At 38.2% G+C, this 26,201-nt stretch carries 20 protein-coding genes and 1 pseudogene; 5 read left to right on the forward strand and 16 right to left on the reverse strand.

The window, feature by feature from the left end; genetic code table 11:
* Window positions 1-222: 222 nt before the first annotated feature.
* From FGD67_RS03260 to gyrA, 10 genes are all read right to left on the reverse strand, one after another.
* On the reverse strand, window positions 223-525 hold the full coding sequence (locus tag FGD67_RS03260) for a ComEA family DNA-binding protein (protein ID WP_257173678.1): 303 nt from the start codon (window positions 523-525) through the stop codon (window positions 223-225).
* 126 nt (window positions 526-651) lie between these two features.
* Entirely contained in the window at window positions 652-1,353 is a 702-nt protein-coding gene (gene pyrF, locus FGD67_RS03265; protein WP_257173679.1) for an orotidine-5'-phosphate decarboxylase, read from the reverse strand.
* 104 nt (window positions 1,354-1,457) lie between these two features.
* Entirely contained in the window at window positions 1,458-2,627 is a 1,170-nt protein-coding gene (gene lapB, locus FGD67_RS03270) for a lipopolysaccharide assembly protein LapB (protein WP_257173680.1), read from the reverse strand.
* A 1-nt stretch (window position 2,628) separates the two neighbouring features.
* Window positions 2,629-2,880 (reverse strand): LapA family protein, encoded by a 252-nt coding sequence (locus FGD67_RS03275; RefSeq protein WP_257173681.1) that lies wholly within the window; start codon window positions 2,878-2,880, stop codon window positions 2,629-2,631.
* Between the two features lie 70 nt (window positions 2,881-2,950).
* Complete coding sequence (gene ihfB, locus FGD67_RS03280; RefSeq protein WP_257173682.1) at window positions 2,951-3,238, reverse strand: integration host factor subunit beta; 288 nt, start codon at window positions 3,236-3,238, stop codon at window positions 2,951-2,953.
* A 97-nt stretch (window positions 3,239-3,335) separates the two neighbouring features.
* A complete protein-coding gene (gene rpsA / locus FGD67_RS03285; RefSeq protein WP_257173683.1) occupies window positions 3,336-5,003 on the reverse strand; it encodes a 30S ribosomal protein S1 in 1,668 nt (555 codons plus the stop codon).
* A gap of 111 nt (window positions 5,004-5,114) precedes the next feature.
* Window positions 5,115-5,795: a (d)CMP kinase gene (gene cmk / locus FGD67_RS03290; protein WP_257173684.1), complete on the reverse strand. Its 681-nt coding sequence runs from the start codon at window positions 5,793-5,795 to the stop codon at window positions 5,115-5,117.
* Between the two features lie 85 nt (window positions 5,796-5,880).
* Complete coding sequence (aroA, locus tag FGD67_RS03295; protein WP_257173685.1) at window positions 5,881-7,161, reverse strand: 3-phosphoshikimate 1-carboxyvinyltransferase; 1,281 nt, start codon at window positions 7,159-7,161, stop codon at window positions 5,881-5,883.
* Between the two features lies 1 nt (window position 7,162).
* Window positions 7,163-8,248, reverse strand: coding sequence for a 3-phosphoserine/phosphohydroxythreonine transaminase (gene serC, locus FGD67_RS03300; RefSeq protein ID WP_257173686.1), 1,086 nt, complete (start codon window positions 8,246-8,248; stop codon window positions 7,163-7,165).
* Between the two features lie 301 nt (window positions 8,249-8,549).
* Window positions 8,550-11,282 carry a DNA topoisomerase (ATP-hydrolyzing) subunit A gene (gyrA, locus tag FGD67_RS03305; protein ID WP_257173687.1) on the reverse strand — a complete coding sequence of 911 codons (2,733 nt, stop codon included), beginning with the start codon at window positions 11,280-11,282 and terminating at the stop codon, window positions 8,550-8,552.
* Between the two features lie 653 nt (window positions 11,283-11,935).
* On the opposite strand from gyrA, the gene ubiG reads away from it, so the two are divergent.
* From ubiG to yfaE, 5 genes are all read left to right on the forward strand, one after another.
* Complete coding sequence (gene ubiG, locus FGD67_RS03310; RefSeq protein WP_257173688.1) at window positions 11,936-12,643, forward strand: bifunctional 2-polyprenyl-6-hydroxyphenol methylase/3-demethylubiquinol 3-O-methyltransferase UbiG; 708 nt, start codon at window positions 11,936-11,938, stop codon at window positions 12,641-12,643.
* 92 nt (window positions 12,644-12,735) lie between these two features.
* Entirely contained in the window at window positions 12,736-13,413 is a 678-nt protein-coding gene (locus FGD67_RS03315; RefSeq protein WP_257173689.1) for an HAD family hydrolase, read from the forward strand.
* 692 nt (window positions 13,414-14,105) lie between these two features.
* Window positions 14,106-16,379, forward strand: coding sequence for a class 1a ribonucleoside-diphosphate reductase subunit alpha (nrdA, locus tag FGD67_RS03320; RefSeq protein ID WP_257173690.1), 2,274 nt, complete (start codon window positions 14,106-14,108; stop codon window positions 16,377-16,379).
* A gap of 141 nt (window positions 16,380-16,520) precedes the next feature.
* Window positions 16,521-17,651: a class Ia ribonucleoside-diphosphate reductase subunit beta gene (gene nrdB, locus FGD67_RS03325; RefSeq protein ID WP_257173691.1), complete on the forward strand. Its 1,131-nt coding sequence runs from the start codon at window positions 16,521-16,523 to the stop codon at window positions 17,649-17,651.
* Between the two features lie 5 nt (window positions 17,652-17,656).
* Window positions 17,657-17,911 (forward strand): class I ribonucleotide reductase maintenance protein YfaE, encoded by a 255-nt coding sequence (yfaE, locus tag FGD67_RS03330; RefSeq protein WP_257173692.1) that lies wholly within the window; start codon window positions 17,657-17,659, stop codon window positions 17,909-17,911.
* 262 nt (window positions 17,912-18,173) lie between these two features.
* On the opposite strand, the pseudogene FGD67_RS03335 reads toward yfaE, so the two are convergent.
* From FGD67_RS03335 to pyrD, 6 genes and pseudogenes are all read right to left on the reverse strand, one after another.
* Window positions 18,174-20,770: pseudogene (locus FGD67_RS03335) on the reverse strand (TonB-dependent receptor plug domain-containing protein).
* Window positions 20,771-21,527: 757 nt separating this feature from the next.
* Entirely contained in the window at window positions 21,528-21,896 is a 369-nt protein-coding gene (gene rnk, locus FGD67_RS03340) for a nucleoside diphosphate kinase regulator (protein WP_257173693.1), read from the reverse strand.
* 224 nt (window positions 21,897-22,120) lie between these two features.
* A complete protein-coding gene (locus FGD67_RS03345; RefSeq protein WP_257173694.1) occupies window positions 22,121-22,906 on the reverse strand; it encodes a uroporphyrinogen-III synthase in 786 nt (261 codons plus the stop codon).
* 1 nt (window position 22,907) lies between these two features.
* The gene (locus tag FGD67_RS03350) at window positions 22,908-23,120 is read right to left on the reverse strand and encodes a hypothetical protein (protein WP_257173695.1); all 213 of its coding nucleotides are present in this window, start codon (window positions 23,118-23,120) and stop codon (window positions 22,908-22,910) included.
* Between the two features lie 499 nt (window positions 23,121-23,619).
* Window positions 23,620-24,891, reverse strand: coding sequence for a mechanosensitive ion channel family protein (locus FGD67_RS03355; protein WP_257173696.1), 1,272 nt, complete (start codon window positions 24,889-24,891; stop codon window positions 23,620-23,622).
* 244 nt (window positions 24,892-25,135) lie between these two features.
* Complete coding sequence (gene pyrD / locus FGD67_RS03360) at window positions 25,136-26,149, reverse strand: quinone-dependent dihydroorotate dehydrogenase (protein WP_257173697.1); 1,014 nt, start codon at window positions 26,147-26,149, stop codon at window positions 25,136-25,138.
* Window positions 26,150-26,201 lie beyond the last annotated feature (52 nt).

Here is a 26,201-nt window from a genome sequence, read left to right on the forward strand (position 1 = left end):
CCATACTATTTAAGCGCCTATCAGCGTTATTTTACGCCCAATAGCTCGCTATTGCTTGGTAAAACTTCCTTCTATGTAAAGTAAATATGCCTTTGCTTTCATCTATGTACCAAAAAATATCTAAAGCGACCAGGGAAATAGGATATAACTACCCTAAAAAAAAGATAAAAAATGCGTATCTATATAAGTGACACGCATTCTCGTCTAAATCAGACTAATACTTTATAATTTTATCCTTGCTTTATTTTTATCCAACACTCTCTGGCCTATACCTTTAACATTCAGTAAATCATCAATAGCATTAAACTCACCATGTAACTCACGATAGGCAACAATTGCTTTGGCTCGCTTTTTTCCAATACCTTTCAATAAAACCAAAGTATCAATATCAGCTTTATTAATATCTACAACTTGTACTTCTTGAGTGGAAATCGTCTCTGACGCACCATTAATGTCGGTAGCTCGAAGTGGCAATGATATTACGGTAATTAAGATGATGAGAAAATAATAGATGTGCTTTTTCATTGTATTCTCCTTCTAATAGTTAATATCCATATAAGCAAATTATCATAGATAATAATTCGCTTTATTAGGTTTAGAAGTCTTAAGGTAATTTGTCAAATAGCCGATATAAAAATAGTCGTTGATGGGCTAAAGCTGGCTAATTGATAAGTTGATTGCTTGTAATACCGTATGCGGATTTTCCGTTTTGGTGATCGGACGACCAATCACTAAATAATCAACACCAACAGCTAGCGCTTGTTCAGGCGTCATAATCCGCTTTTGATCATCGGCATTAGCACCTGCTGGTCGTATGCCAGGAGTAACAAGCTTAAATTCTTGCCCTAGCAATTGCTTTAATGATTCAGCCTCCATTGCAGAACAAACCACACCATCTAAACCCGCTTTTTTAGTTAAGATAGCTAAATGTTGTACTTGCTCTGCTGGTGAGCGCGTGATGCCTATGCCGGCAAGATCTTCCTCACTCATACTGGTTAACACCGTAACAGCAATCAATAGTGGTGCTTTATCGCCATAAGGCAATAATGCTTCTTTAGCTTTTTCCATCATTTTAAGGCCACCAGAGGCGTGAACATTCACCATCCAAACACCTAAATCGGCAGCCGCGGCAACCGCTTTTGCAACGGTATTAGGAATATCATGAAATTTTAAATCAAGAAAAACGTCGAAGCCTCGGTTAACAAGTTCTCTGACAAATTCAGGCCCAAAGTGAGTAAACATTTCTTTGCCCACTTTCAACCGACAATCACTCGGTTGTATCTTATCTACAAAAGACAATGCCTCATCTTTATTATCAAAATCTAAGGCTACGACAACTTTTGCATCTATCATGCTATTTTCCTCAATAGGTAACTATTTTTACGATAACTCTTACGCCTTGGCATTAGTACTGTTCAACTAATGATTATCTAAGGCCATTTTTATAAAGTATGGGATTATTCACCATCTAAACCACGTACAGGTTTTAGTTGCTCCCAATCATGACATGATGGGCATGACCAATAATGGGTACTGGAATTAAAACCGCAAGTTCTGCAACTATAACGATGTTTAACATTTAAATAAGCGGATACCAACTCACGAATAACCTCAAGATTTTCTGAGGTATTGACAGATTCATTGCCTGTCATTTGCATTTTGACAAAATGCTTAAAACCACGAATAGTAGGACGACGCTTTAATGCTGATAAAATAAATTTTTTCGCCGAATTAACGCCTTTAACATGTTCGATATGAGTTAAATACTTTATAAGCGCAGATGTACTACCGGTTTCTTCGTAAACCTTTTTAATAAATAGAAAAAAATCATCTTCTGCATCAAGTGCTTGATAACAAAGATACATTTTTTCAATTACATCAGGAAAAAACTCTTTATCTTGTTCATAAATAGCTTTATAACATTGGCAAGCTTCATTATACTGTTGATGATTTTCATAAATCTGTGCCATCAACCAATTCGCTCGAGAAGAGTTGGGATCATGGCTCAAGGCATTATCAAGCAGCTCAATAACTTCAATAAACTGATCTTTTTCTAAGGCTAAAGTCGCCAACTCACAATAAAAATTCGCTAAAGCATGTAACAGTTTGCTATCACGAGTTTTCGAAATTGCTTTTTTAAGTGCAATGCCTTGCTGCCAATCTTTAGTCGATTGATAAATCTGCATTAGGGAAGTTAAAGATTTCAAACCATAGTTTTTTGATTTTAGCAGCTTATGAAACATCGATTCAGCACGATCATATAGCCCTGCACTGAGAAAATCTTTCGCAAGTTCAAACACCGCTTGTTGTTTAGCACTGTTGGGTAAATGCTTTTGATGCACTAAATGCTCATGTACTTTTAATGCTCTATCGAGCTCGCCGCGACGCCTAAACAAATTGGCCATGGCAAAGTGAGCTTCAACGGTATCATCTTCAACTTTTAAGGCTTCAAGTAGATAATCAATGGCTTTATCTTGTTGATTAGAAAATAAGTAATTTAAGCCTGTAGAATATTTAATCGAGAGTTCTTGTTGAGCACTATGATCGTTTTGCTTAACGCTATTACGCCCCATAAACCAGCCATATCCCATAGCTACAGGTAGCAATAAAAATAATAACCCTAGCATACTAAGACTTCTTCCCTATAGGTAGCTCAGTGTTTTTCTTTGGCTTTATCATTCGCAATAATTTCCAAAATAGAGCAAACAATAATCCGAGCACAAAACCTATCGTGGTAAATAAGCTTACTGCAGCAGCGACTGAAAGATTCGTTTTAGCAATTAAATAATTTAAGGTCAGTACTTGGTCATTCTGACTGCCAAAAATAAAGGCAATGGCTAACAAAAGAAGAAAAAGGATAACGGTGATATATAGGCGCATGATAGTTTGTCCAAAACAACATAAAAAAAAGGCATGCTGATAGCATGCCGTTTATTCATCAATTCTGCAATTACGCGATTGAAAGATTTACTCTTTCACGTAATTCTTTACCAGGTTTAAAATGTGGAACATATTTACCGTCAAGGTCTACAGACTCGCCAGTTTTTGGGTTCCGTCCCACGCGAGGAGCACGATAATGCAACGAAAAGCTGCCAAAACCTCTAATTTCGATACGTTCACCTTTTGACAAAGTGTGCGCCATCATTTCAAGAATTTCTTTAATAGCTTGTTCTACATCTTTCGCAGCTAAATGATTTAATTTTTCTGCTAATCTTTCAATGAGTTCTGATTTGGTCATTTGACCTCCAGTGTTCACTATAGCTTCGCGCCATCGGATTTAAACAATAAGAAGAACTACTTTAAAGCAGCTCTTCTTCGCTTGGTATTGCTAGGAATTAAAGTTTAGCGTTTTTAAACGCTTCAGCCATTGCACTTAGACCAGAAGTATCTTCTGGAGCTTGGTTCAATGTATCCATAGCTTCACGCTCGTCTGCTTGATCTTTAGCTTTGATTGATAAGCTGATAGTGCGGTTCTTACGATCAACACCAACAAACTTAGTTTCAACGCTGTCATCAACAGATAATTCAGTCGTCGCATCTTCGATACGCTCACGTGAAATATCAGCAACACGAAGGTAACCTTCAACGCCTTCAGCTAATTCAATTTTAGCGCCTTTAGCGTCTACTTCAATAACCTTACCTGTAACAATAGCACCTTTTTTGTTATCTGCAAGATATTGATTAAACGGATCATCTTCAGTTTGTTTAACACCTAAAGAGATACGCTCGCGCTCTGGGTCAACTTGAAGTACCACAGCTGAGATTTCATCACCTTTCTTATATTCACGAACAGCTTCTTCACCGCCAGCCCATGAGATATCAGATAAGTGAACAAGACCATCAATGCCGCCGTCAAGACCAATAAAGATACCAAAGTCAGTGATTGACTTGATCTTACCTGATACTTTATCACCTTTGTTGAAGTTTTTAGCAAACTCTTCCCAAGGGTTCGGGATACATTGTTTAAGGCCAAGAGAAATACGACGACGTTCTTCGTCAATTTCAAGTACCATAACTTCAACCGTATCACCTAAGTTAACAACTTTAGATGGGTGGATGTTTTTGTTAGTCCAATCCATTTCAGAAACGTGAACTAAACCTTCAACGCCTTCTTGGATCTCAACGAAACAACCGTAGTCTGTTAAGTTAGTTACGCGACCTGTAAGCTTAGCGCCTTCAGGGTAACGTTTAGCGATAGCAACCCATGGATCTTCGCCTAACTGCTTCATACCTAGAGATACACGAGTACGCTCACGATCGAATTTCAATACTTTAACTTGAATTTCATCACCAACATTTACGATTTCGCTTGGGTGCTTAACACGTTTCCAAGCCATATCTGTGATGTGAAGTAGGCCATCAATGCCGCCTAAGTCTACGAATGCACCGTAGTCAGTAAGGTTCTTAACGATACCTTTAACTTCAATGCCTTCAGCAAGAGAAGCAAGAAGTTCATCACGTTCAACACTGCTTTCTGATTCGATAACAGCACGACGAGATACAACAACGTTATTACGCTTTTGATCAAGCTTAATAACTTTAAATTCTAAATCTTTACCTTCAAGGTGAGTAGTGTCACGAATAGGACGTACATCTACTAATGAACCAGGTAAGAAAGCACGGATGTTGCTAACTTCAACTGTGAAACCACCTTTAACTTTACCGTTGATAACACCGATAATAGTTTCTTTTTCTTCATATGCTTTTTCAAGCACTTGCCAAGCTTCATGGCGTTTTGCGTCATCACGAGAAAGAATAGTCTCACCGAAACCATCATCTGTAGCTTTTAGTGATACATCAACTTCATCACCTACAGAAACTTCAACTTCACCAGTAAGACTTTTAAATTGGTCAATTGAAATAACAGATTCAGATTTTAAGCCAGCGTCAACTAAAACGTTGTCTTTAGTAATGGCTACTACAGTCCCTTTAATGATTGAACCAGGGCGTGTTTCGATTGTTTTTAAACTTTCTTCAAAAAGTTGTGCAAAATTTTCAGTCATAATTTGTCTATGAACTCAGAGTTAATCCAATCAACATACATGTCTCATGGGGTTGTTAATAAGACCTAACGCATCCTTACCTTAGGTTATTTTGAAGCATTATTACTTCGTTTACATTAATTTATCATTACTAAATGACAAGATTTTACTAACCACTTCATCAATAGAAAGTTTAGTAGAATCAATAATTAATGCTCCTTCTGCAGGAACAAGCGGCGCCACCTTACGGTTTTGATCTCGCTCATCTCTTTGACGTATGTCATCCAAAAGGCGCCCGATTTTAACATCAAAGCCTTTTGCATTCAACTGATTAAATCTTCTTTGTGCCCTTTCTTCAGCACTGGCCGTTAAGAATACTTTTACTGGCGCTTGTGTAAAAACTACTGTGCCCATATCACGACCATCGGCAACTAATCCAGGGGCAACTTTAAAAGCACGTTGACGCCTTAACAGCGCTTCTCGAACACGAGGAAATGCGGCAACCTTGGATGCTAAAGCACCAATTTCTTCAGTACGAATTGCATTCGAAACATCTTCGCCTTCTAAAATAACTTTACCTTCTCCTTCACTACAAATTTGAAACTGTACATCTAAATGCGCAGCTACGGGTAATAAAGAGTCCTCATCATCAACACTGATATGATGATGCTGTGCGGCAACCGCTAGCACACGATAAATTGCACCACTGTCTAATAAGTGCCAACCTAATTGTTCAGCGACAATACGCGCAACCGTTCCTTTACCTGCCCCACTGGGCCCATCAATAGTAATGACTGGTATGCTTTCCTGCATATATTTATCTCCTAAAGTCGAAAATCGGCGGCATTATACGGGATTTATCATACAAAATCGCCTAAAAAAGTTATTCTCTGACACTTTAAAAAGAGACTTGGGATAACTTATCAAAATAATCGGGAAATGTTTTAGCCGTACACTTGGGATCATTAATGGTTACCGGCGTATCACTTAATGCCACTAGCGAAAAACACATAGCAACACGGTGATCATTATAAGTATCAATATTGGCATGCTGTAACGTCACTGGTGGTGTTATAGTAATGTAATCTTCGCCCTCGATAACTGTCGCGCCAACTTTTCTTAACTCTGTGGCCATTGCCGTTAAACGATCGGTTTCTTTTACTCGCCAATTATAAATATTTCGAATTGTTGTTGTGCCTTTGGCAAACAGTGCTGTTGTTGCTATCGTCATTGCTGCATCAGGTATATGGTTCATATCCATATCCACAGCAATAAGAGGCTTGCCAATAACAGTTATCGACTCATCATGCCAAATGACTTCTGCACCCATTTTTTCAAGTACATCAGCGAAATACTTATCACCTTGAACACTGAGCTTACCCACGCCGTGGACTGTGATCTCTCCACCCTTTATAGCGCCAGCCGCTAAGAAATAGGAAGCCGATGACGCATCACCTTCAACCATATATTTTTCAATCGCTTGATAAGATTGATTACCTTTGACTGTAAAAGATTGGTAGTCGTTGTTTTGCACTGTTACGCCAAATCTAGCCATAATATCGAGGGTAATATCAATATACGGTTTAGAGACTAACTCACCGTTGATTTCAATATGGGTATTGGTTTTAAGTAATGGAGATACCATCAAAATAGCGGTTAAAAACTGACTTGAAATCGAACCATCAATTTTTACTGTACTTCCAGCTAACTCTCGACCGTTAATTTTTATCGGTGGATAATCTTTGTTTTCCATGTATTCAATATCGGCATTAAGCTGAGTTAACGCATCGACTAAATGACCAATAGGTCGTTCTTTCATTCTGGGCTCACCAGTTAAAATAAATTCGCCTTCACTAGCAGCAAGTGCTGCACATAATGGACGCATAGCTGTACCTGCATTGCCAAGATATAACTCTAAAATTTCATTAGCACTAAAAAAGCCGTTATTACCAATGACTGTGCACTCTGTGCCACAGTCACTTAAGCTATATTGAACACCCAATGTTTTTAATGCCGTCAGCATATAGTTGATATCGTCACTGACTAACAAATTGGTAATTTTAGTTTCGCCATTAGCAAGCGCGGCTATCAGTAATGCACGATTAGATAAACTCTTTGAGCCTGGCAAAAATACTTCACCATGTATTTTGCCAATGGGCTGTAAGGTTAGTTGCTCCATATTACTTAACTCCTGCTGCAAATTTTTTCATAAAATCAATTAACGCCTCTACACCCTCTATAGGCATCGCGTTATAAATACTTGCCCGCATACCGCCAACCATTCGGTGGCCTTTCAGCGCCGATAATCCTTGTTCTTGTGCTTGCACTAAAAACTCATTAGATAAGTCATCATCAACTAGCCAAAAAGGCACATTCATTAAACTTCTATTTTCAGGAGTAATTGAGTTGCTATAAAATTCACTTTCATCAATATATTGATAAAGTAATTGTGCTTTTTGTGCATTAATTTCAGCAATAGCACTAACACCGCCTTTAGCGAGTAACCATTCAAATACAAGCCCCGCTAAATACCATGCATAAGTCGGTGGCGTGTTATACATAGAACCATTTTTCGCTAATACTTGGTAATTCATGATTGAAGGTGTATCGATATGAGCGTTGCCCAGTAAATCTTCACGAACAATCACTAAGGTTAAGCCTGAAGGACCAATGTTTTTTTGCGCACCAGCATAAATGAGCCCAAATTTACTGACATCAAATTCACGCGATAAAATAGTCGATGACATATCAGCAATAAGCGGAATATCTCCGGTGTTTGGTACATCAAAAATCTCAATGCCATCAACGGTTTCATTCGGGCAATAGTGCACATAAGCTGCATCCTGACTAATTGGCCATTCACTGCTTGGTCTTACACGTTGAACATCATCGACATTATCCATGACATTAATCACGTTGATATCACCATAATGGCTGGCTTCTTCTGCGGCAGATTTAGACCAAGCCCCAGTAACAATATAATCAGCTTTTTTAGACGTACCTAATAAATTCAATGCCACGGCCGAAAATTGACCACGGCCACCGCCATGACAAAACAATACTTTATAATTTTCAGGTATCGCCATTAGCTTACGTAAATCAGCTTCGGCTTTTTCCGCAACAGCAATAAACTCTTTACTTCGATGACTGAGTTCCATTACAGAGCTACCGGTCCTAGCAAAGTTTAAAAACTCACTTTGCGCTTTTTTCATGACATCTACAGGTAACATCGCAGGACCTGCGCAAAAATTGTAAACACTAGACATTAAACACTACACCCTTCTCTAAGTAATTTGCTTTGTTTATTTGACTCAATGAAAGCCAAACTAACCACTGAATTTTTCGCTAATAGCACACCGCCATAAAATGACTTTTATTATTATATGTTAACTTTTAAACCCTTAACGCATTGCTTACACAGCATACATTATTGGTTTCTGGCATCAATTCTTAATTAAACTTTGATATAACTATTTTATGTTAATTAAATCAACAAATTTGCCCAGTTAAGTAAAATTTACCCATAAAAAAAGGCGGTAAATACCGCCTTTTCTATGTTAACAACGGTTACTCTGGAGTATCGTCATTATTGAGTGCTGAGTCTTGGTTCTCACCCTCAATCTTTGCTTCCGGTGTATCAACTGTTTCCCCTTCGACTGATTGAGCTGAAAGTTCTTCACCCTCTTCAGTTGTGTCGAAGACTTCAACTTCTTCTATTTCGTCGATACGTTGTAAGGCAACAACATGTTCCCCTTCAATCGTACGAATAATACGAACACCTTGGGTATTACGACCAATAACACTAACTTCATCAACACGGGTACGAACTAGCGTACCGTTATCAGTGATCAGCATGATCTCATCTTGCTCTTCAACTTGTACAGCGCCAACAACAGGACCATTACGCTCACTAACTTTAATTGAAACAACCCCTTTAGTAGCACGACTCTTAGCCGGATACTCATCAAGTGCCGTACGCTTACCAAAGCCATTTTCAGTGATAGTCATGATCGGACCATCGTTTTTAGGCACTATCAATGATACTACTTTTTGATCGCCTTCTAACTTGATACCACGTACACCTGTACCGGTACGACCGATAGGTTTTAATGCCCATTGTTGTTCACCAGTTTCGGGATCAACTTTTATTTCACCCGTTTCACTATCACGTTTTTTCTCGTTAAAACGGACGACTTTACCGGCATCAGAGAACAACATAATGTCATTATCGCCATTCGTAATATCAACACCAATTAAGGTATCGTCATCACGTAAGTTCAAGGCAATAATACCGTTTGCACGTTGATTTTTATAAGCGGTTAACGCTGTTTTCTTCACAGTACCAGAGGCTGTTGCCATAATAATGAATTTATCTTCTTCATATTCACGTACAGGTAAAATTGCCGTAATACGTTCACCTTCTTCAAGCGGTAAAATATTAACAATTGGACGACCACGCGCAGTACGACTGGCTAATGGTAATTGGAATACTTTCAACCAATAAAGTTTACCGCGGTCTGAGAAACATAAAATGGTATCGTGGGTATTAGCAATAAGTAAACGCTCAATGAAATCTTCTTCTTTCATCTTAGTTGCGGCTTTACCTTTACCACCACGTCGTTGTGCTTGGTAATCACTTAATATCTGATACTTAACATAACCTTCATGTGAAAGTGTTACTACGACATCTTCTTCAGTGATCAAATCTTCCATTGATAAATCATGTGAAGCATTAGTAATTTCAGTACGACGCTCATCACCAAATTCATCACGAATCGCTTCAAGCTCTTCACGAATCACTTCCATTAAACGTGCAGGTGTCGCTAAAATATGAAGTAATTCAGCAATAACTTCTAATAATGCTTTGTATTCACTTAAGATTTTTTCGTGTTCTAGACCCGTTAACTTATGTAAACGTAAATCTAGAATAGCTTGTGCTTGTGGTGGTGTTAAGAAATATTGTCCATCACGAATACCAAACTCTTCTTCTACCCATTCAGGGCGAGCAGCATCGTCACCAGCAGCAGCTAGCATGTCAGACACAAGACCTAAGTCCCAGCCTCTTGCTAGTAATTGCTCTTTTGCTTCACTTGGCGTTGGTGAGTTCTTAATTAACGCAATAATTGGGTCAATATTAGAAAGTGCAATCGACAAACCTTCAAGTAAATGTGCGCGTTCACGTGCTTTACGTAATTCAAAGATGGTTCTGCGTGTTACAACTTCACGGCGATGCAATATAAAGGCATCAAGCATTTCACGTAAGCTGAATAATTTAGGTTGGCCGTTAGTTAATGCCACCATATTCAAACCAAACGAAACTTGCATTTGCGTCAGCTTATACAAGTTATTTAAAATAACCTCGCCTACTTCGCCACGTTTCACTTCAATTACCATACGCATGCCGTCTTTATCAGACTCATCACGTAAGGCAGAAATGCCTTCTAAGCGTTTTTCTTTTACCAAGTCAGCCATTTTTTCAATCAAACGGGCTTTGTTAACTTGATAAGGCAATTCGAACACAACAATGGTTTCTTTACCCGATTTTTCATCGACTTCAATTCTAGCGCGCGCACGAATTTTAATTTTACCACGACCGGTAAGATAAGCTTCTTGTATACCTGCACGACCACTGATAATACCAGCCGTTGGGAAATCAGGTCCTGGAATTAACTCTAAAAGCTCTTCAAAGCTTATATCGCCATTCTCTATTACCGCTAAACAGCCATTAATAACCTCTGTTAAGTTATGTGGCGGAATGTTTGTCGCCATACCAACGGCAATACCAGAAGTACCATTAACCAATAGGTTAGGAATACGTGTTGGCATAACTGCTGGTATCATTTCCGTACCGTCGTAGTTAGGCACGTAATCAACAGTTTCTTTATCTAAGTCGGCTAAAATTGAATGAGCGATTTTCGACATTCTAATTTCGGTATAACGCATTGCTGCTGCTGAATCACCATCAACAGAACCAAAGTTACCTTGACCATCAACCAGCATATAGCGTAATGAGAAATCTTGGGCCATACGTACAATGGTATCGTACACAGCCGTATCACCATGCGGGTGATACTTACCGATAACATCACCAACAACACGTGCTGACTTTTTATACGGCTTGTTAAAGTCGTTACCTAAAACATTCATCGCAAAAAGAACGCGACGATGCACTGGTTTTAATCCATCACGCACATCTGGTAGTGCACGACCTACGATAACGCTCATTGCGTAATCTAAATAGGAGCTTTTTAGCTCATCCTCAATATTGACAGGAGCAATATTATTCGCCAAATCGGTCATAAATTGATGGTATCCCTTAACGTAAATCTAATTCAGAAAATTTCGAAATTATTATTTTTAATTAACACGGCATACTAGCATAAATATTTCTCATGCCCTACCGCTTTATTTTGCTTAATTCTGCCGTTAAAACACTAAAGTTTCAAGTAAATGCTAGATATTCGCTATATTGCCAATACCAATCTGATTTCAAAGATTTTTTTCATCAATTATTAGCTTAAAAATGACTTTTATTCTCGCCATTGTTCGCATTTTAGGCACATATCATGCTCAAGCGTATATTTTATCGTCATTGCCCCTTTAACACCGACATTAATATACTGATGGGAAGGGTATTCATCTACTTAACTTGAATTTGGGATAAGCATTATTTTATAAAAATTAATTACAATTCAAAACAGTGAGTTAAATTTATACTTTGATCATTCTTCTTAGTTCGCGCGTCAATTGTAAGTGAATTAAGTGTAAAAATTAGGAGAAACAGCTGCTAGAGAAGCATTTATTATCCCGAACTCAGGTTACTTATAAATATACAATGGATAAAAACAATATCATTTTAACTTTATTTAAGCTGAATCAATTTTCACGCTAGGCTTGCCGTAATTATTGGTTTAGAATCGCCAATATCGACAAGACAAATAATAGTAGTAGCCATGTCCAAGCCTTTAAATGTTAATCAAGATGAAATAGCTAAATTTGAACAAGTTGCCAGCCAATGGTGGGAACTTGATGGTGACTTTAAACCGCTACATCAAATTAACCCTTTACGTCGTCAATTCATTTGCCAACATGTTGGTGACATCTTCGATAAAAAAATTATCGATGTTGGCTGTGGTGGCGGTATTTTAGCCGAAAGCTTAGCGCAATTGGGGGCACAGGTTACTGGCATTGATATGGGGCAAGAGCCTTTAAACGTCGCTAAACTGCATGCTTTAGAAGCGGGTGTTAAGGTTGACTATGTTAAAATTACTGCCGAAGAACAAGCTCAACAGCAGCCAGAGCACTACGATGTCGTCACTTGTATGGAAATGCTTGAGCATGTGCCAGACCCTGCTTCAATCGTTAATGCTTGTGCAGACATGGTAAAACCTGGCGGCTACGTGTTCTTCTCGACCTTAAATAAGTCGTTAAAAGCTTATCTGTTAGCGATAGTTGCTGCCGAAAAAGTATTTAAACTTGTGCCAAATGGCACCCACGATCACAACAGCTTTATTCGCCCTTCAACCCTCATTTCATGGGCTGAGTCATTTGAGCTAAAATGTATTGATGCCGCGGGAATTCATTACAATCCAATCACTGAGAATCATAAGCTAACATCTTCACTTGATGTTAACTACATACTTTGTTGTCAACGCGTTTAATCACGATAGTAAACTATTTATGCGCCGACGTTCATTCTTCAACATTGGTGTTATTTTTCCCCATTTAAATAATAATAAAATAGAGTGATGTTATGTCAACCAATGAAAATTCAGCAAACTCAATAGCTGCGGTACTTTTTGATTTAGACGGAACCTTGCTAGATACTGCTGATGACTTAGGTGCGGCGCTAAATCACGTCCTTAACACCTATAAAAAACCGAACGTAGCGGCCAAAGATTATCGTCCCATCGCCTCAGACGGCGCGCTAGGGTTATTAAACTTAGGGTTTGGCGACGACATTGCACAATATAACTATGAAAGCTTACGCCAACAGTTTCTAGATCACTACGAGCAAAATATTGCAGAACATACTTGTCTTTATCCTGGTGTCGCTGAATTATTGCAACAATTAGAAGACAACAATATTCCTTGGGGCATCATTACTAATAAGCCTGAAGGCTTAACCAAAACACTAATGCCATATTACCCTGAGTTTGCAAACTGCGCCGTGATGGTCGGTGGCGACACCTTAGTAAAACGCAAACCAGATCCTGAGCCAATCTTACATGCCTGTCAGCAAATCAATGTCAACAATCAACAGTGTTTCTACGTTGGTGATGCCCTGCGTGATATTCAGGCCGGTAATAGCGCGCTAATGAAAACCTTTGTCGCTAATTGGGGCTATATTCTGGCTGATGAGGACTGTCAAACTTGGCAAGCCGATCACATTATCGAATCGCCAACCGATTTACTCGCCTTTATAAAGTAGTCTTTAACAGCTAGCACGCCTATCCCATTACCCGTCGTGCTAATTTACCTAGCGTATACCCCCGATTATTAACCTTTCAATAGCTTAATAAGCTGATGATATTAGATTGGACTTTAGCAATAAAAATCCATATTCACCCAAATAACGCCATCTGTTAAAAATTTACGGTTTGTCATTAAAAACATCATCAACTTAGTGTATTTATTCTATTTAGGATCTTAATTTGATCTTTAAGCGTTGATAAAATAATCAGTCGTCAATTAAAGCGTTCAAGATTTAAACTAAAAACATAAACCATTGAATAGTATGTAAATATATTTTTATATATCCTTTTGACATATAAACCATAAAAATTAAATAAAAATAATTTAATGTTAAAAAAAAATCTAAAATAAGCATTGCGTTTTAGAAAAATCAAAATTAAAAAGCCTTACTAAGTTAGTTGTTACTAACATAACTTTTACTCTAAAAAAATCAACCAAAAAACGAAAATTTATATCGCTTGCATTGTCATGCAAACCTCACTATCTTGTGATTAGTTTTTTTAAAACCCCAAGATATAGTGCATTTTTCATTCACTGATGTTTGAATGATATACGATTTATCTCGTAATAATGTCTGCTTGAGGCAATTATCATAATTCACCCCCATTGTCGGGTGATTAAAACAATAAATAGATTTACAGGTCATTCATGAATAACAAACTTTTTGTTACAAAACGCAATGGTTCAAAAGAACCCATCGACTTAGAAAAAATTCATAAGGTTATTGCCTGGGCTGCTGAAGGGCTAGACAATGTTTCTGTGTCTCAGGTTGAGCTTAAGTCTCATATTCAGTTTTACGATGGTATTAAAACCGCAGACATTCATGAAACCATCATTAAGTCAGCCGCAGACTTAATTTCTGAAGAAACGCCTGATTACCAATATTTATCAGCTCGACTTGCGATTTTTCATCTCCGCAAAAAAGCTTACGGCCAATTTGAACCACCTAAGCTTTATCCTCATGTTCAAGCTTTAGTTACTGCCGGTAAATACGATCAGCATTTACTGAGCGATTATAGCGCTGAAGAGTTCGAGCAATTAGAGAGTTTTATTGAGCACAGCCGTGATTTAGACTTCAGCTACGCTGCGGTTAAGCAACTTGAAGGTAAATATCTGGTTCAAAACCGTGTTACCGGTGAAATCTATGAAAGTGCCCAGTTTCTTTATATTTTAGTAGCCGCGTGTTTATTTGCGAAATACCCTAAAGAAACTCGCTTAGACTATGTAAAAGGTTTTTATAACGCTATTTCAACCTTTAAGTTGTCATTGCCAACGCCTATCATGGCAGGTGTACGTACGCCGACACGTCAATTCTCTTCATGTGTATTAATTGAGTGTGGCGATAGCTTAGACTCTATCAATGCAACATCTAGCTCTATTGTGAAATATGTTTCTCAACGTGCAGGTATTGGCATCAATGCCGGTCGTATTCGTGCATTAGGCAGTACTATACGTAACGGTGAAGCATTTCATACCGGTTGTATTCCGTTTTACAAGCTATTCCAAACAGCAGTGAAAAGTTGTTCTCAAGGTGGAGTTCGTGGCGGCGCAGCTACCCTATTCTATCCACTATGGCACTTGGAAGTTGAAAGCTTATTAGTACTTAAAAATAACCGTGGTGTTGAAGAAAACCGCGTTCGGCATTTAGATTACGGTGTACAATTTAACAAAGTGATGTATCAACGTTTGATCAAAGGTCAATCTATCACCTTGTTTAGCCCAAGCGATGTGCCTGGTTTGTACGATGCATTCTTTGAAGATCAAGACAAGTTTGAAGCACTGTATGTTAAATACGAAGCTGACGATTCAATTCGTAAGAAGCGTATTAAAGCCATTGAATTATTTACCTTGTTTGCTCAAGAACGTGCAAGCACTGGTCGTATTTATTTACAAAACGTCGATCACTGTAATACCCATTCACCGTTTGATCCTACTGTTGCGCCAATCCGTCAAAGTAATTTATGTTTAGAAATTGCGTTACCGACGAAGCCAATGGAAGATGTTAATGATCCTAATGGTGAAATTGCCCTATGTACGTTATCAGCATTTAACTTAGGTGCTATTGATAGCCTTGACGAATTAGACAGCTTAGCTGATTTAGCGGTACGTGCTTTAGATAACTTGTTAGATTATCAAGACTACCCAGTACCTGCTGCACATACCGCAACGATGGGCCGTCGTACCTTAGGTATCGGTGTTATTAACTACGCTTATTATTTAGCGAAAAATGGCGTTTATTATTCAAACGGTAGTGCGAACAACTTAACTCACCGTACCTTTGAAGCGATTCAATACTATTTGCTAAAAGCGTCAAACCAATTAGCTATTGAACAAGGTGCTTGCCCTAAGTTTAATGAAACTCGCTTATCTCAAGGTATATTACCTATCGATACTTATAAAAAAGAAATCGATAACATTACCGGTGAGCCATTACACTTAGACTGGGAAGCGCTACGTGCCAGTATTAAAGAGCACGGCGTGAGAAACTCAACGGTTTCAGCACTAATGCCATCAGAAACATCTTCACAGATTTCTAATGCTACTAATGGTATCGAGCCACCTCGTGGTTTGATCAGCATTAAAGCCAGTAAAGACGGGGTATTAAAGCAAGTAGTACCTGAATATCAACGTTTAAAAGATAACTACGAATTACTGTGGAATATTCCAAGTAATGAAGGCTACTTACAACTCGTGGGTATTATGCAAAAATTTGTTGACCAAACTATTTCAGCTAATACTAATTATGATCCTGCTCGTTTCGAAGGTGGAAAAGTGCCGATCAAACAAGTGTTAAAAGATATTTTAACGGCATATAAGTTAGGCGTTAAAACCATGTACTACCACAACACGCGTGATGGTGCAGCTGACAGTCAAATCGAAGTTGAAGACGATGATTGTGCAGGCGGCGCTTGTAAAATCTAGTGCACAACGAAGAGGGAAACACCAAGTTTTCCTCTTTTTTTGCCTGCTGATTTAAATAGTGATAACCCGTATAAAACTAGATTAATACCCATTAAGTGACGAAATATCACCATGACTCGGTGCTATTTCAAGGAGAAATAAATGTCGTACACTACGTTTAACCAAACACCTAACAATGCCTTGTTAGAGCCAATGTTTTTGGGAAACAGTGTTAATGTTGCACGATACGATCAACAACGTTTTATGGCGTTTGAAAAGTTGATTGAAAAGCAATTATCGTTCTTTTGGCGCCCTGAAGAAATTGATGTCTCAAAAGATCGCGCTGATTGGCAGAGCTTAACAGACTCTGAAAAACACATTTTTATTTCTAATTTAAAATATCAAACGCTACTTGATTCAATGGCAGCACGTTCGGTGAATGCGGTTTTATTGCCACTTGTTTCACTTCCTGAAGTAGAAACTTGGGTCGAAACGTGGGCATTTAGTGAGACTATTCATTCGCGTTCATATACGCACATTTTACGTAATCTATTTTCAGATCCGAGTGAAGTATTTGACGATATCATGGTAAATCCAGCGATATTAAAACGCGCATCAAGCATCGCTAAGTACTTCGATTCTGTCATTATCACCACACAGTTGTTGCAATCACAAGGTCCTGGCAGCTACGAAGTTGACGGTAACACCATTGCAGTTAGCGAACGTAAACTTAAAGAGCGCTTATTTTTAGCGATATGTTCGGTAAATGCTTTAGAAGCTATTCGCTTTTATGTCAGTTTTGCCTGTTCATTCGCTTTCGCTGAACGTGAATTACTTGAAGGTAATGCAAAAATAATCAAGCTTATTGCCCGTGATGAAGCATTGCATTTAACCGGTACCCAGCACATTCTTAACAACTGGATGTCAGGTAAAGACGACCCTGAAATGCAAGAAATTGCCACAGAATTACGTCAGCAAGGCAAACAAATTTTCATGGATGTGGTTGAGCAAGAAAAAGAATGGGCTGACTACTTATTTAAAGACGGTTCTATGATTGGCCTTAATGCGGCCATTTTAAAACAATACATTGAGTACATCAGTAATCAACGTATGGCGGCAATAGGCTTTGAAGCACCGTTTGATATCAAAAGTAACCCACTACCTTGGATGAACTCATACCTTGTCAGTGACAACGTACAAGTTGCCCCACAAGAAACTGAGATCTCTAGCTACTTAGTCGGTCAAGTAGACTCATCGGTTTCGAGTGACGACTTTGAAGACTTCGATTTTTAATTCCTATGTCGTTTAGTATTACGATCGAGGAACGCAAAATTGCGTTCCTCGATGAAGACAAAAATATCCTCAATAGCTTAGAACGAGAAAACGTCGAATCACACTTTCATTGTCGAGATGGTTTTTGTGGTGCTTGTCGTTGTACATTGAAAAAAGGCACGGTGGAATATAATGAGTACCCGCTGGCATTTATTGGTGCTGGAGAAATTCTGACTTGCTGTGCATACCCTACTTCCGATATTGTTATTGAAATAGATTAATTCACTCAACAATGAAGATTCCCCGCAATTTAAATCACTTACCAATTCAATATTAATCTTATAAAACAAATTCTTGATGATTTATCACCCCTGATTTTGGCAATCCCCCTAATAGGGCTTTTGCGCAAAACCCCTAATATAAAATTGTTCAATTAATCTATCAACAGAAAAATTTTAACTTAAAAGCCAAAATATTCGATAAAAAATGCCGTTCATTTGACATGAACGGCATTGAATAAATAAGCATTCTTATAGCTTAGGTTTAGAATAAAAGACTGACTTTAGTATAGAGGTAGCGACCACGAGGGTTATGTACACCCGAGGCATAACCGTACAAATCACCATCACCATCACCGATAGCAAACGGTGGCTCTTCATCAAATAAGTTATTTACACCTAATGACACTTTAGTAAATTCAGTAACATGGTAAGAAGTTTGTAAATCTACCAAGACTTGTGAATCAATCATCCGAGATGTGTTGCTATCAAAATCTAAATTACCATCGAAATCGATGTCGGGTGTATCTTCAAACTCGCCAACATAACTAATATTTATATTGGTATTAAATTGACCAATCTCCCAGTTTGTTGAGAAAATCCAACGATGTTCAGGATAACCATATTCACCAGTGTAGTCACGACCGTCTTTTTCAAACTTATCTTGATAGGCCCACTCTAAATTGAATTTTAGTAAACCTAAATCATCAAGTGAGTGATTGTAATTCGTTGAAATATCAATACCTGACACTTCTTGTGATGATAAGTTTTTAAAGGTGCTGTGTACTTTCTGTATTGTGCCTAAACTTGCACCACCGGTAGCAGGCAAGCGAACACATATGGTACTGTTTTGGTTGCCACATTCTGCAGCATAAATAGGACCAAACTCTTCTTCATCAATTTTGTTGTCTTGAGTAATGCTCCAAATATCAACACTTATGCCAAAATCAGCCTCAGGAGCCCAGATAAAACCGACATTCCACGACTCAGATTCTTCCGCTTGTAAGTCTGGGTTACCTGAAAATTCAATATTATAATCTAATGCTTGGCAATCTAATCCCGTTTGCTCACAACGCTCGGTATCAACAAAAAATTGACTCTTCTGTGATGGACCTAGGCCTATTTGAGCTAATGAAGGCGCTCTAAACCCTTGTGCCCAGGAAGCACGTACGGTTATCTCATCACTTGGAGCCCAACGAAACGCTACTTTAGGATTGGTTGTCGTACCAAAATCACTATAATCATCATAGCGTCCTGCTAGTTGCAACTCTAAGCTATCAGAAAGAGGAATAGAGAATTCTACATAGGCGGCATATTGGTCACGATCAGCCGATGCCGACACTGATTCAGTGCCAAAAATTAAACCGCGTTGAAACTGATCATCCGGAATATCATTGACATCTTCTTCACGATATTCAATCCCGGCAGCCATCATAACGACACCATCGCCAAAATTAAAAGCCTCACCAGTAATATTGGCATCAAATGATGTCATGTGCGACTCACCACGGCGTACTAAGCTTGTTGTTATTCTGTCGATAACCTCAGGATCATTAAAGGTGCCACCAAACGGGTTATAGTTACCGGCATTAATTTCTTGCTGTAAAAAGTCAGTTCGAACCCAACCTTGCGTGCGATCGCCTGTTTGCATGGATCTACTGCGGCCTTTCTGTACTGCAGTTTCCCAACTCCAATCGTTAATTTCACCTCTTAAACCAGCAACCAAACGTAAGGTGTCTGACTCTATATCCCATTGACGTGCCCCCGCATCTACGGTTCGGTATCGACCAATGGCAATATCTTCACCGAAAGGGTTATCTGGATGACTGCCTGGAACAGTTAAGCCAGCATCTTCATCAAGTGGTGTTGGGGCACCCGCTGCCACAGAGCTATTATGCTGAATAGCCATTTCTAAAAAGCTTGTTATACCGTTGTCAAAACGATATTCAAATTGTGAAATAGCGCCAATACGCTCTGAAGCTGGGGCAATATAGCCATATGAGCCGTAATCAAATAAGCAACTACCACTAGCCGTTGCTTTATCAGCGGGACAATCTGGATCGATTGTTTTAACCTCATCAACATAGAAGTAACCTGGAAAGCCACGAGATGAACGAAAATCTTCGCCCCCATAAGGTGCTTGGTTTGCAGTCCCTAAACGGCCCATTTCATTTGACGAAAGTGAGGTATTTTTAAAGTAATCAATAATAATAGAGGCACTGCTTTTTTCACTCGTAGTACCCCAGACAAGACTTGCGGTTGTTTCTTCATAATTAGGTCCATCGGTACCGCCATAGCCCAAGTTAAGCTCGACACCATCAATGTCTTTTTTCAAAATGACATTAACTACCCCAGCTACGGCATCAGAGCCATAAATAGCAGAAGCTCCATCTTTTAGAATATCAATACGTTCAATTGCAGAAACTGGAATACTATTAATATCAACAAATGAATTAGTAATACCTTCAGCAAATGCACTGACCGAAACACGACGGCCATTAATCAGTACCAAGGTTGCATCGGCACCTAAGCCTCGTAAACTAACAGCAGCAGAGCCATTGGCGGTTGAATCTTGGTTGTTACCACGTGTAGAGAAAGTACCGCTACCTGCGACCGGCATTCTTTCGAGTAATTGTTGAAGGTTGTCATAGCCCATATTTTATTTTCGATATCTTCTCTACCGATTGACTGAACCGGAGAAGGTCCTTCCATATCGGTACGCTTAATACGAGAACCTGTCACTTCAATGCGTTCAATTTTTTGAGCTTCTTCAGCAGCATAAGTTGTTGCTGTAAAGCCGGCTGATAATGCGAGTGTTGCGCTCACAATAATACTAGGTGAAAATGCAATTACTTGTCTCATCCTGAAATCCTTGTAGTTTTATTGTTAATTGCTTATTTAATAAGCCACTATATTTGTATCATGTAACTTAAGTGTTGGCAATTAGGATGATTTGTGCTGACGTTGTAATAACTTTTATAGTGCTTATTACAACAAATAACGCCCAGTAAGACGCTTTCCATTAGTGATCTATTACATACAAAAAATAAATCGCCAAAAGCAGGGATATATCTAATACCCAAGCTGTTAAGTTTGTCCTCTCTCAGCGCTTACCAGCAGTTTGAGAACAGCGATCATGTTTTTGAATATCGTTATTTATATAAAAGAAATTATCGGCGGCTATCGAATCGCTAGTAAGCCCCAAAGGCTGATTTTAAAAGGCTTACAGGCCATGTTGTTGATTTCGAAAAGGTTCTCACAGGGATGTCAGTCATTAGAACAACGCAGGAGCAGTTGTCGAGAATAACCCTTATCTTTAATCAATGCCTTGCCGCTAAACCTTTTAAACGTCACTGAATGGGAAGAAACTTAGTATAATTGGTATAATAGTCAGCCATTGAGTAGGTAATGTCGCCTGATAGTAGCGAAAAAATCATTATTGAAGTTAAGTAGAAGTGAATAGCTGCGGTGAACATCGTCTGATATGACCTTCGATAGCGGTTTTTAATAACGTCCGTTAAATACAGTTAACGTAAAGCCCTAAAGGCGATAAACGGCAAAAAACATATCGAAGGTATAAATTTGATATTATCGATTAAAATAATAATCTAGCTGTCTGTTAGGTAATAGAGTCGATATGAACAATGGTCGATCTATTTTTATCTAGCGGCCACTCTATTTCTTGTCCAATAGAAAGGCCAATCAAGGCACTTCCAACTGGCGTAAGAATAGATAAAGTGCCACTTTCAGCAGTATCTTTCGGGTAAACAAGTTTCAGCGCAAAGGTTTTTTGTGAAGCAAGTATAGTAAATGTCACGGTTGAATTCATTCGTACCACATTTTCAGGCAACTTTGCTTTATCAACGATCTTTGCCCGCTCTAATTCATCAATCAGTAAATCATGTGATGGTGCGTAAACTTCTTTTTCTAGCATCGAATGTAAGCCGTCGTAATCATTATCACTTATAATTATTTTAGGTTTAATCATATATACCTTTCCTTTTGTAAATTAATTACATTTAAAAAATTCATTACTGTCAATTTACTTAACTTGATGTTTAAATTGGGCTATTACCGCTTTTCAAGTTTGCATGTCCTTGTTAAATCTTATTCAATGGCAAATTTCAGCCTTTATTTTGACCTTTATCCGCTAAAAACACCTTATTGCTCGTTGAGGTAACAGCAGTAATTAGTGAAAAACTCATCTTCAAATTAATGACAATTAGCTGTCAAATAGAAGCTATCTATCGCTCGTGCCAATCCTTCAATAGTATACTCATTTGGCATAATGCTAACGGTTAATCCGGCTTCTAAACACGCCTGATAAGTTGTTGTTCCAATGGCACAAATAACTGAATTTTTTAAAGCTTTACGGTTATTAGCACTATCTAAAATTGCCGTTAAAGCCATTACTGATGATGGCGATGTAAAGGCAAAACAGTCAACAGTTTTGGCATTAAATAATGCTTGAGATTGCCTATCAAGGCTGCTACGCAACTCCGTTTTATAAATAATAGGCGCAACTACGTTATAACCTTTCTCACTCAGTACATGCTCTAACTTTCGTGCCGCTCTATCACCTTTAGGAAAGAATATTTTTAATCTCTTGCCCGTAACCACAGGGAATAAATCAGCTAATGATTCTGCCGTATATAACTCAGGCAACAAATCAACAGTTAAGCCATGCTCAGCCAATTGTCGAGCAACTACGGGGCCTACTGCACAGGTTTTTATGGCTTTTAGTTGTGCACTGCTTATGCCCAACGTTTTCAGATATGCAATAGTTTCAATTACTGCATATTGAGAAGTAAAAATTAAATAGTCACTGCTTAACACCTGTGTAAAGTCAGCTTGCAGTTGTTGATTTTTTTCAACCGCTGTTATATCAAATACCGGACAAGCAATAACCGTGAATCGCTCTAAGGGCAAAACATTAACAGCACTTTTAAGTTTTGAATATTCTCGACTAAACAATACATTAATAGGTGAATCCGCCATGCTATTGCCTTTTTATCGCCTGTGAAATTGCATTAATGAGTTTAACAGCAACGAACTCTTCATATGAATCGACTGGATCAAAGTGTCGAGCATATAACAATTCTATTGTTTCCAATCTAGCATTAACTTGCAAAAGCAGGTCTTGGTTTTCATTATTCATATTTTCGATTAACTCAAAGGTTTGATAGAGATAATCCCAAAAATTATTATGCATATCATTCTCTCAATCTCGAACTGAGGTATCAAAATCAAGCCAAGTTAACAGTAATAAAGTAAGCTATATTTGTGATGATGGTATTAGTTCAAGCGTTATTTGCTGGGGATGGACGACTAAGTAAAAGTAGCGCTTAGTCGTCCTTAAATGGGAAAGGCGCGAACAGGCATCATCCATATAATGGACAACTTCGCAACTAAGTTAGTAATTTGAATATATGACATAATTAACATCCAATAATCGTAACATAGACCATTATTGTTTCCAACAATGATTAAGCCTCGGTATACCTTCTTTATTGAGACTAATTAATTAAAATTCAAGTCATTATTAATAATACCATCACAAAGTATATCAAACTATGCTGACTTAACGCTCCGCTGCTTCCCCCCAGATTTTACTGCATTTGCATATGGTTTTTTCTATCTAAACAGCTAAGTGAGCACTCAGCGTAATACTATATCAGCATATATTCACGCGACTGTAGCTGGTAATTCTATTATTTAGCTAACAACCTAATATCATTACCCGTAGGTGATTCATGAACTCTCAGTGAGAATGCTGGTAGTACGGCAATAATGTGGTCAAAAATATCAGATTGAATATCCTCATAAGCATTCCAACTGGTAGTATTCGTGAAAGCATAAACTTGCATAGGTAAGCCATTGCAAGTCGGCTCTAATTGTCTCACTATCAAGGTCATACCTTGATGAATATCGGGATGGTTTTTCAAGAATGATACTAAATATTGCCTGAAGGTTCCGACATTAGTTAACCGTCGACCATTTTGTAGAACACTCATATCAACTTTTTTATCGATATTGTCTTTTTCAATAACTGATACTTTGCTCGCGAGATAGTCACTTAATAAGTGTGCTTTTTTCAGTTCCCCAAGCTGCTGGTTATCTAAAAAACAAACGCTACTCATTTCTAAATGAATACTGCGCTTAATTCTTCTGCCTCCTGATTCAGACATGCCCCGCCAATTTTTAAATGAATCAGAAATAAGCGCATAAGTCGGAATAGTGGTGATTGTTTTATCCCAGTTTCTTACTTTTACGGTGGTTAGTGCTATATCTACCACATCGCCATCCGCGCCATATTTAGGCATTTCAAGCCAATCACCGACTGCAAGCATGTTATTAGCTGATAACTGTATACCGGCAACTAAGCCTAAAATAGGATCTTTAAATACCAACAACAGCACGGCAGATAAAGCACCTAAACCACTGAGTAAGATTAACGGTGATTTGTCCATCAGCAGCGACACTGCAAGAATACCGGTTAATACACTGGCAATAAGTTTAATGGTTTGTAAAAGCCCCCTGAGAGGAAACGGCACCCGATTGGAGCGTTTATCGGATATAGCTTGGAAGATATCTAGTAGCGTAAATAATGACAATAACGAAAATATAATGATCCATTGATCAGTTACCACTTTAACAACATGTAAAAAAAACGCTTCTTTTACCAGCCAAAGATTAGCTTGAATCACAATAACAGCGCCCTGAAAGGCAAAGGAAATTCGTCTTACCAAGCATAGCACTAACTTAGCGGTGTAACTTTTCTCAGGCTGATCACTTTCTAAAGTCAAAAAATGGCCTTTGAGGAACTGCTTGGCTAATGCTTTTAATATAAAATGCAGCGCTACGGCAAAAATGGCAATCCATAAAAGTACTAATATGTCATACCACAATATAGAACTACCGGGTAAATACTGTTCAAACCAAGCTAATAGAAAGTCTCTCAAATATGCTCTTGTTTGTGTCATTATATTTTACTCTTGCTCAAATATGAATGATAAAGCTGATGTTTTTAGTACTAGCCTATCTTCATATTATAAATGTATAAACCCAACGAATATACTATCAAACACCAGCCAAGGTGTTGATATTATTAAGTCAGTTAAGCAAATAATGAAAAACAAAAAAGGCCTTTCAACAGAAAGACCTTAAATCATCATAGCATTAGACATGACTTGTTATCGTGTTTAATGATGGCGGAAGCGCTTGGTATTACTTCAATGTATGAACAATTTCTTTAATTAATTTAGGGCCTTGGTAAATAAAACCCGTATACACTTGCACTAGCTTTGCACCCGCTGCTATTTTTTCTTCTGCATCAGCACCAGAAGCAATGCCACCAACGCCAATAATAGGCAAGTTATTATCAAGTGCTTTCGAAAGCAATTTAATAACCTCAGTACTTTTATCTTTTACTGGCGCGCCACTCAAGCCGCCTTGCTCATTGCCAAAGGCTAAATGGGCAACCTTATCTCGAGCTAATGTCGTGTTAGTCGCAATAACACCATCAATATTATTAGCAATTAAACTCTCAGCAATTGATTCGACTTCATCAGCATTTAAATCTGGTGCTATTTTTACCGCAACAGGAATATATTTACCAAATTTATCTGCTAATGACCTTTGCTCAGCTTTTAATGCCGATAATAATTCATTTAATGCTTCACCATATTGTAATGAACGTAAACCTGGGGTGTTCGGTGATGAGATATTCACCGTAATATAACTAGCAAAATCATAAACCTTACGCATGCAGTGTATATAGTCATCTTTAGCATTCTCATCTGGTGTGTCTTTATTTTTACCGATGTTAATACCTAAAACACCTTGGTATTTTGCTTTAATAACTTGATCAACTAGATAATCAACACCTTTATTGTTAAAGCCCATACGGTTAATGATGGCATTCGCTTCGGGCAGTCTGAAAATTCTAGGTTTATCATTACCCGGTTGAGGTCTTGGTGTTACGGTACCTATTTCAATAAAACCAAAACCTAATGCTTCAAAGGCTTTAATACATTCACCATTTTTATCCAAACCAGCAGCAAGACCAACAGGGTTAGGAAACTTAATACCCATAACTTCGACCGGTTTATCAGGTATTGTTTGCTTATAAAGCATATTAAGCGGTGTAGCGCCGGTTGCTTTAAAACCTTTAATCGACAACTCGTGAATTGCTTCTGGATCAAATTTAAAAAACACTTTACGAATAGCTGAATAAAACATAGTACCTCTTTAACTTAATTAAATACTGAACGTTCATAGAGATCATATGAAC

This window comes from Colwellia sp. M166 (assembly GCF_024585285.1).
Taxonomy (GTDB): Bacteria; Pseudomonadota; Gammaproteobacteria; order Enterobacterales; family Alteromonadaceae; genus Cognaticolwellia.

Excerpts from the sequence above, each read along its gene's own strand:
- yfaE (WP_257173692.1), top strand. The coding sequence starts at position 17,657 with ATGTCGTTTAGTATTACGATCGAGGAACGCAAAATTGCGTTCCTCGAT.
- nrdA (WP_257173690.1), top strand. The coding sequence starts at position 14,106 with ATGAATAACAAACTTTTTGTTACAAAACGCAATGGTTCAAAAGAACCC.
- FGD67_RS03260 (WP_257173678.1), bottom strand. The coding sequence starts at position 525 with ATGAAAAAGCACATCTATTATTTTCTCATCATCTTAATTACCGTAATA.
- pyrF (WP_257173679.1), bottom strand. The coding sequence starts at position 1,353 with ATGATAGATGCAAAAGTTGTCGTAGCCTTAGATTTTGATAATAAAGAT.
- FGD67_RS03350 (WP_257173695.1), bottom strand. The coding sequence starts at position 23,120 with ATGCATAATAATTTTTGGGATTATCTCTATCAAACCTTTGAGTTAATC.
- lapB (WP_257173680.1), bottom strand. The coding sequence starts at position 2,627 with ATGCTAGGGTTATTATTTTTATTGCTACCTGTAGCTATGGGATATGGC.
- FGD67_RS03275 (WP_257173681.1), bottom strand. The coding sequence starts at position 2,880 with ATGCGCCTATATATCACCGTTATCCTTTTTCTTCTTTTGTTAGCCATT.
- FGD67_RS03355 (WP_257173696.1), bottom strand. The coding sequence starts at position 24,891 with ATGACACAAACAAGAGCATATTTGAGAGACTTTCTATTAGCTTGGTTT.
- rpsA (WP_257173683.1), bottom strand. The coding sequence starts at position 5,003 with ATGACTGAAAATTTTGCACAACTTTTTGAAGAAAGTTTAAAAACAATC.
- serC (WP_257173686.1), bottom strand. The coding sequence starts at position 8,248 with ATGTCTAGTGTTTACAATTTTTGCGCAGGTCCTGCGATGTTACCTGTA.
- rnk (WP_257173693.1), bottom strand. The coding sequence starts at position 21,896 with ATGATTAAACCTAAAATAATTATAAGTGATAATGATTACGACGGCTTA.
- FGD67_RS03315 (WP_257173689.1), top strand. The coding sequence starts at position 12,736 with ATGTCAACCAATGAAAATTCAGCAAACTCAATAGCTGCGGTACTTTTT.
- nrdB (WP_257173691.1), top strand. The coding sequence starts at position 16,521 with ATGTCGTACACTACGTTTAACCAAACACCTAACAATGCCTTGTTAGAG.
- aroA (WP_257173685.1), bottom strand. The coding sequence starts at position 7,161 with ATGGAGCAACTAACCTTACAGCCCATTGGCAAAATACATGGTGAAGTA.
- gyrA (WP_257173687.1), bottom strand. The coding sequence starts at position 11,282 with ATGACCGATTTGGCGAATAATATTGCTCCTGTCAATATTGAGGATGAG.
- pyrD (WP_257173697.1), bottom strand. The coding sequence starts at position 26,149 with ATGTTTTATTCAGCTATTCGTAAAGTGTTTTTTAAATTTGATCCAGAA.
- cmk (WP_257173684.1), bottom strand. The coding sequence starts at position 5,795 with ATGCAGGAAAGCATACCAGTCATTACTATTGATGGGCCCAGTGGGGCA.
- FGD67_RS03345 (WP_257173694.1), bottom strand. The coding sequence starts at position 22,906 with ATGGCGGATTCACCTATTAATGTATTGTTTAGTCGAGAATATTCAAAA.
- ihfB (WP_257173682.1), bottom strand. The coding sequence starts at position 3,238 with ATGACCAAATCAGAACTCATTGAAAGATTAGCAGAAAAATTAAATCAT.
- ubiG (WP_257173688.1), top strand. The coding sequence starts at position 11,936 with ATGTCCAAGCCTTTAAATGTTAATCAAGATGAAATAGCTAAATTTGAA.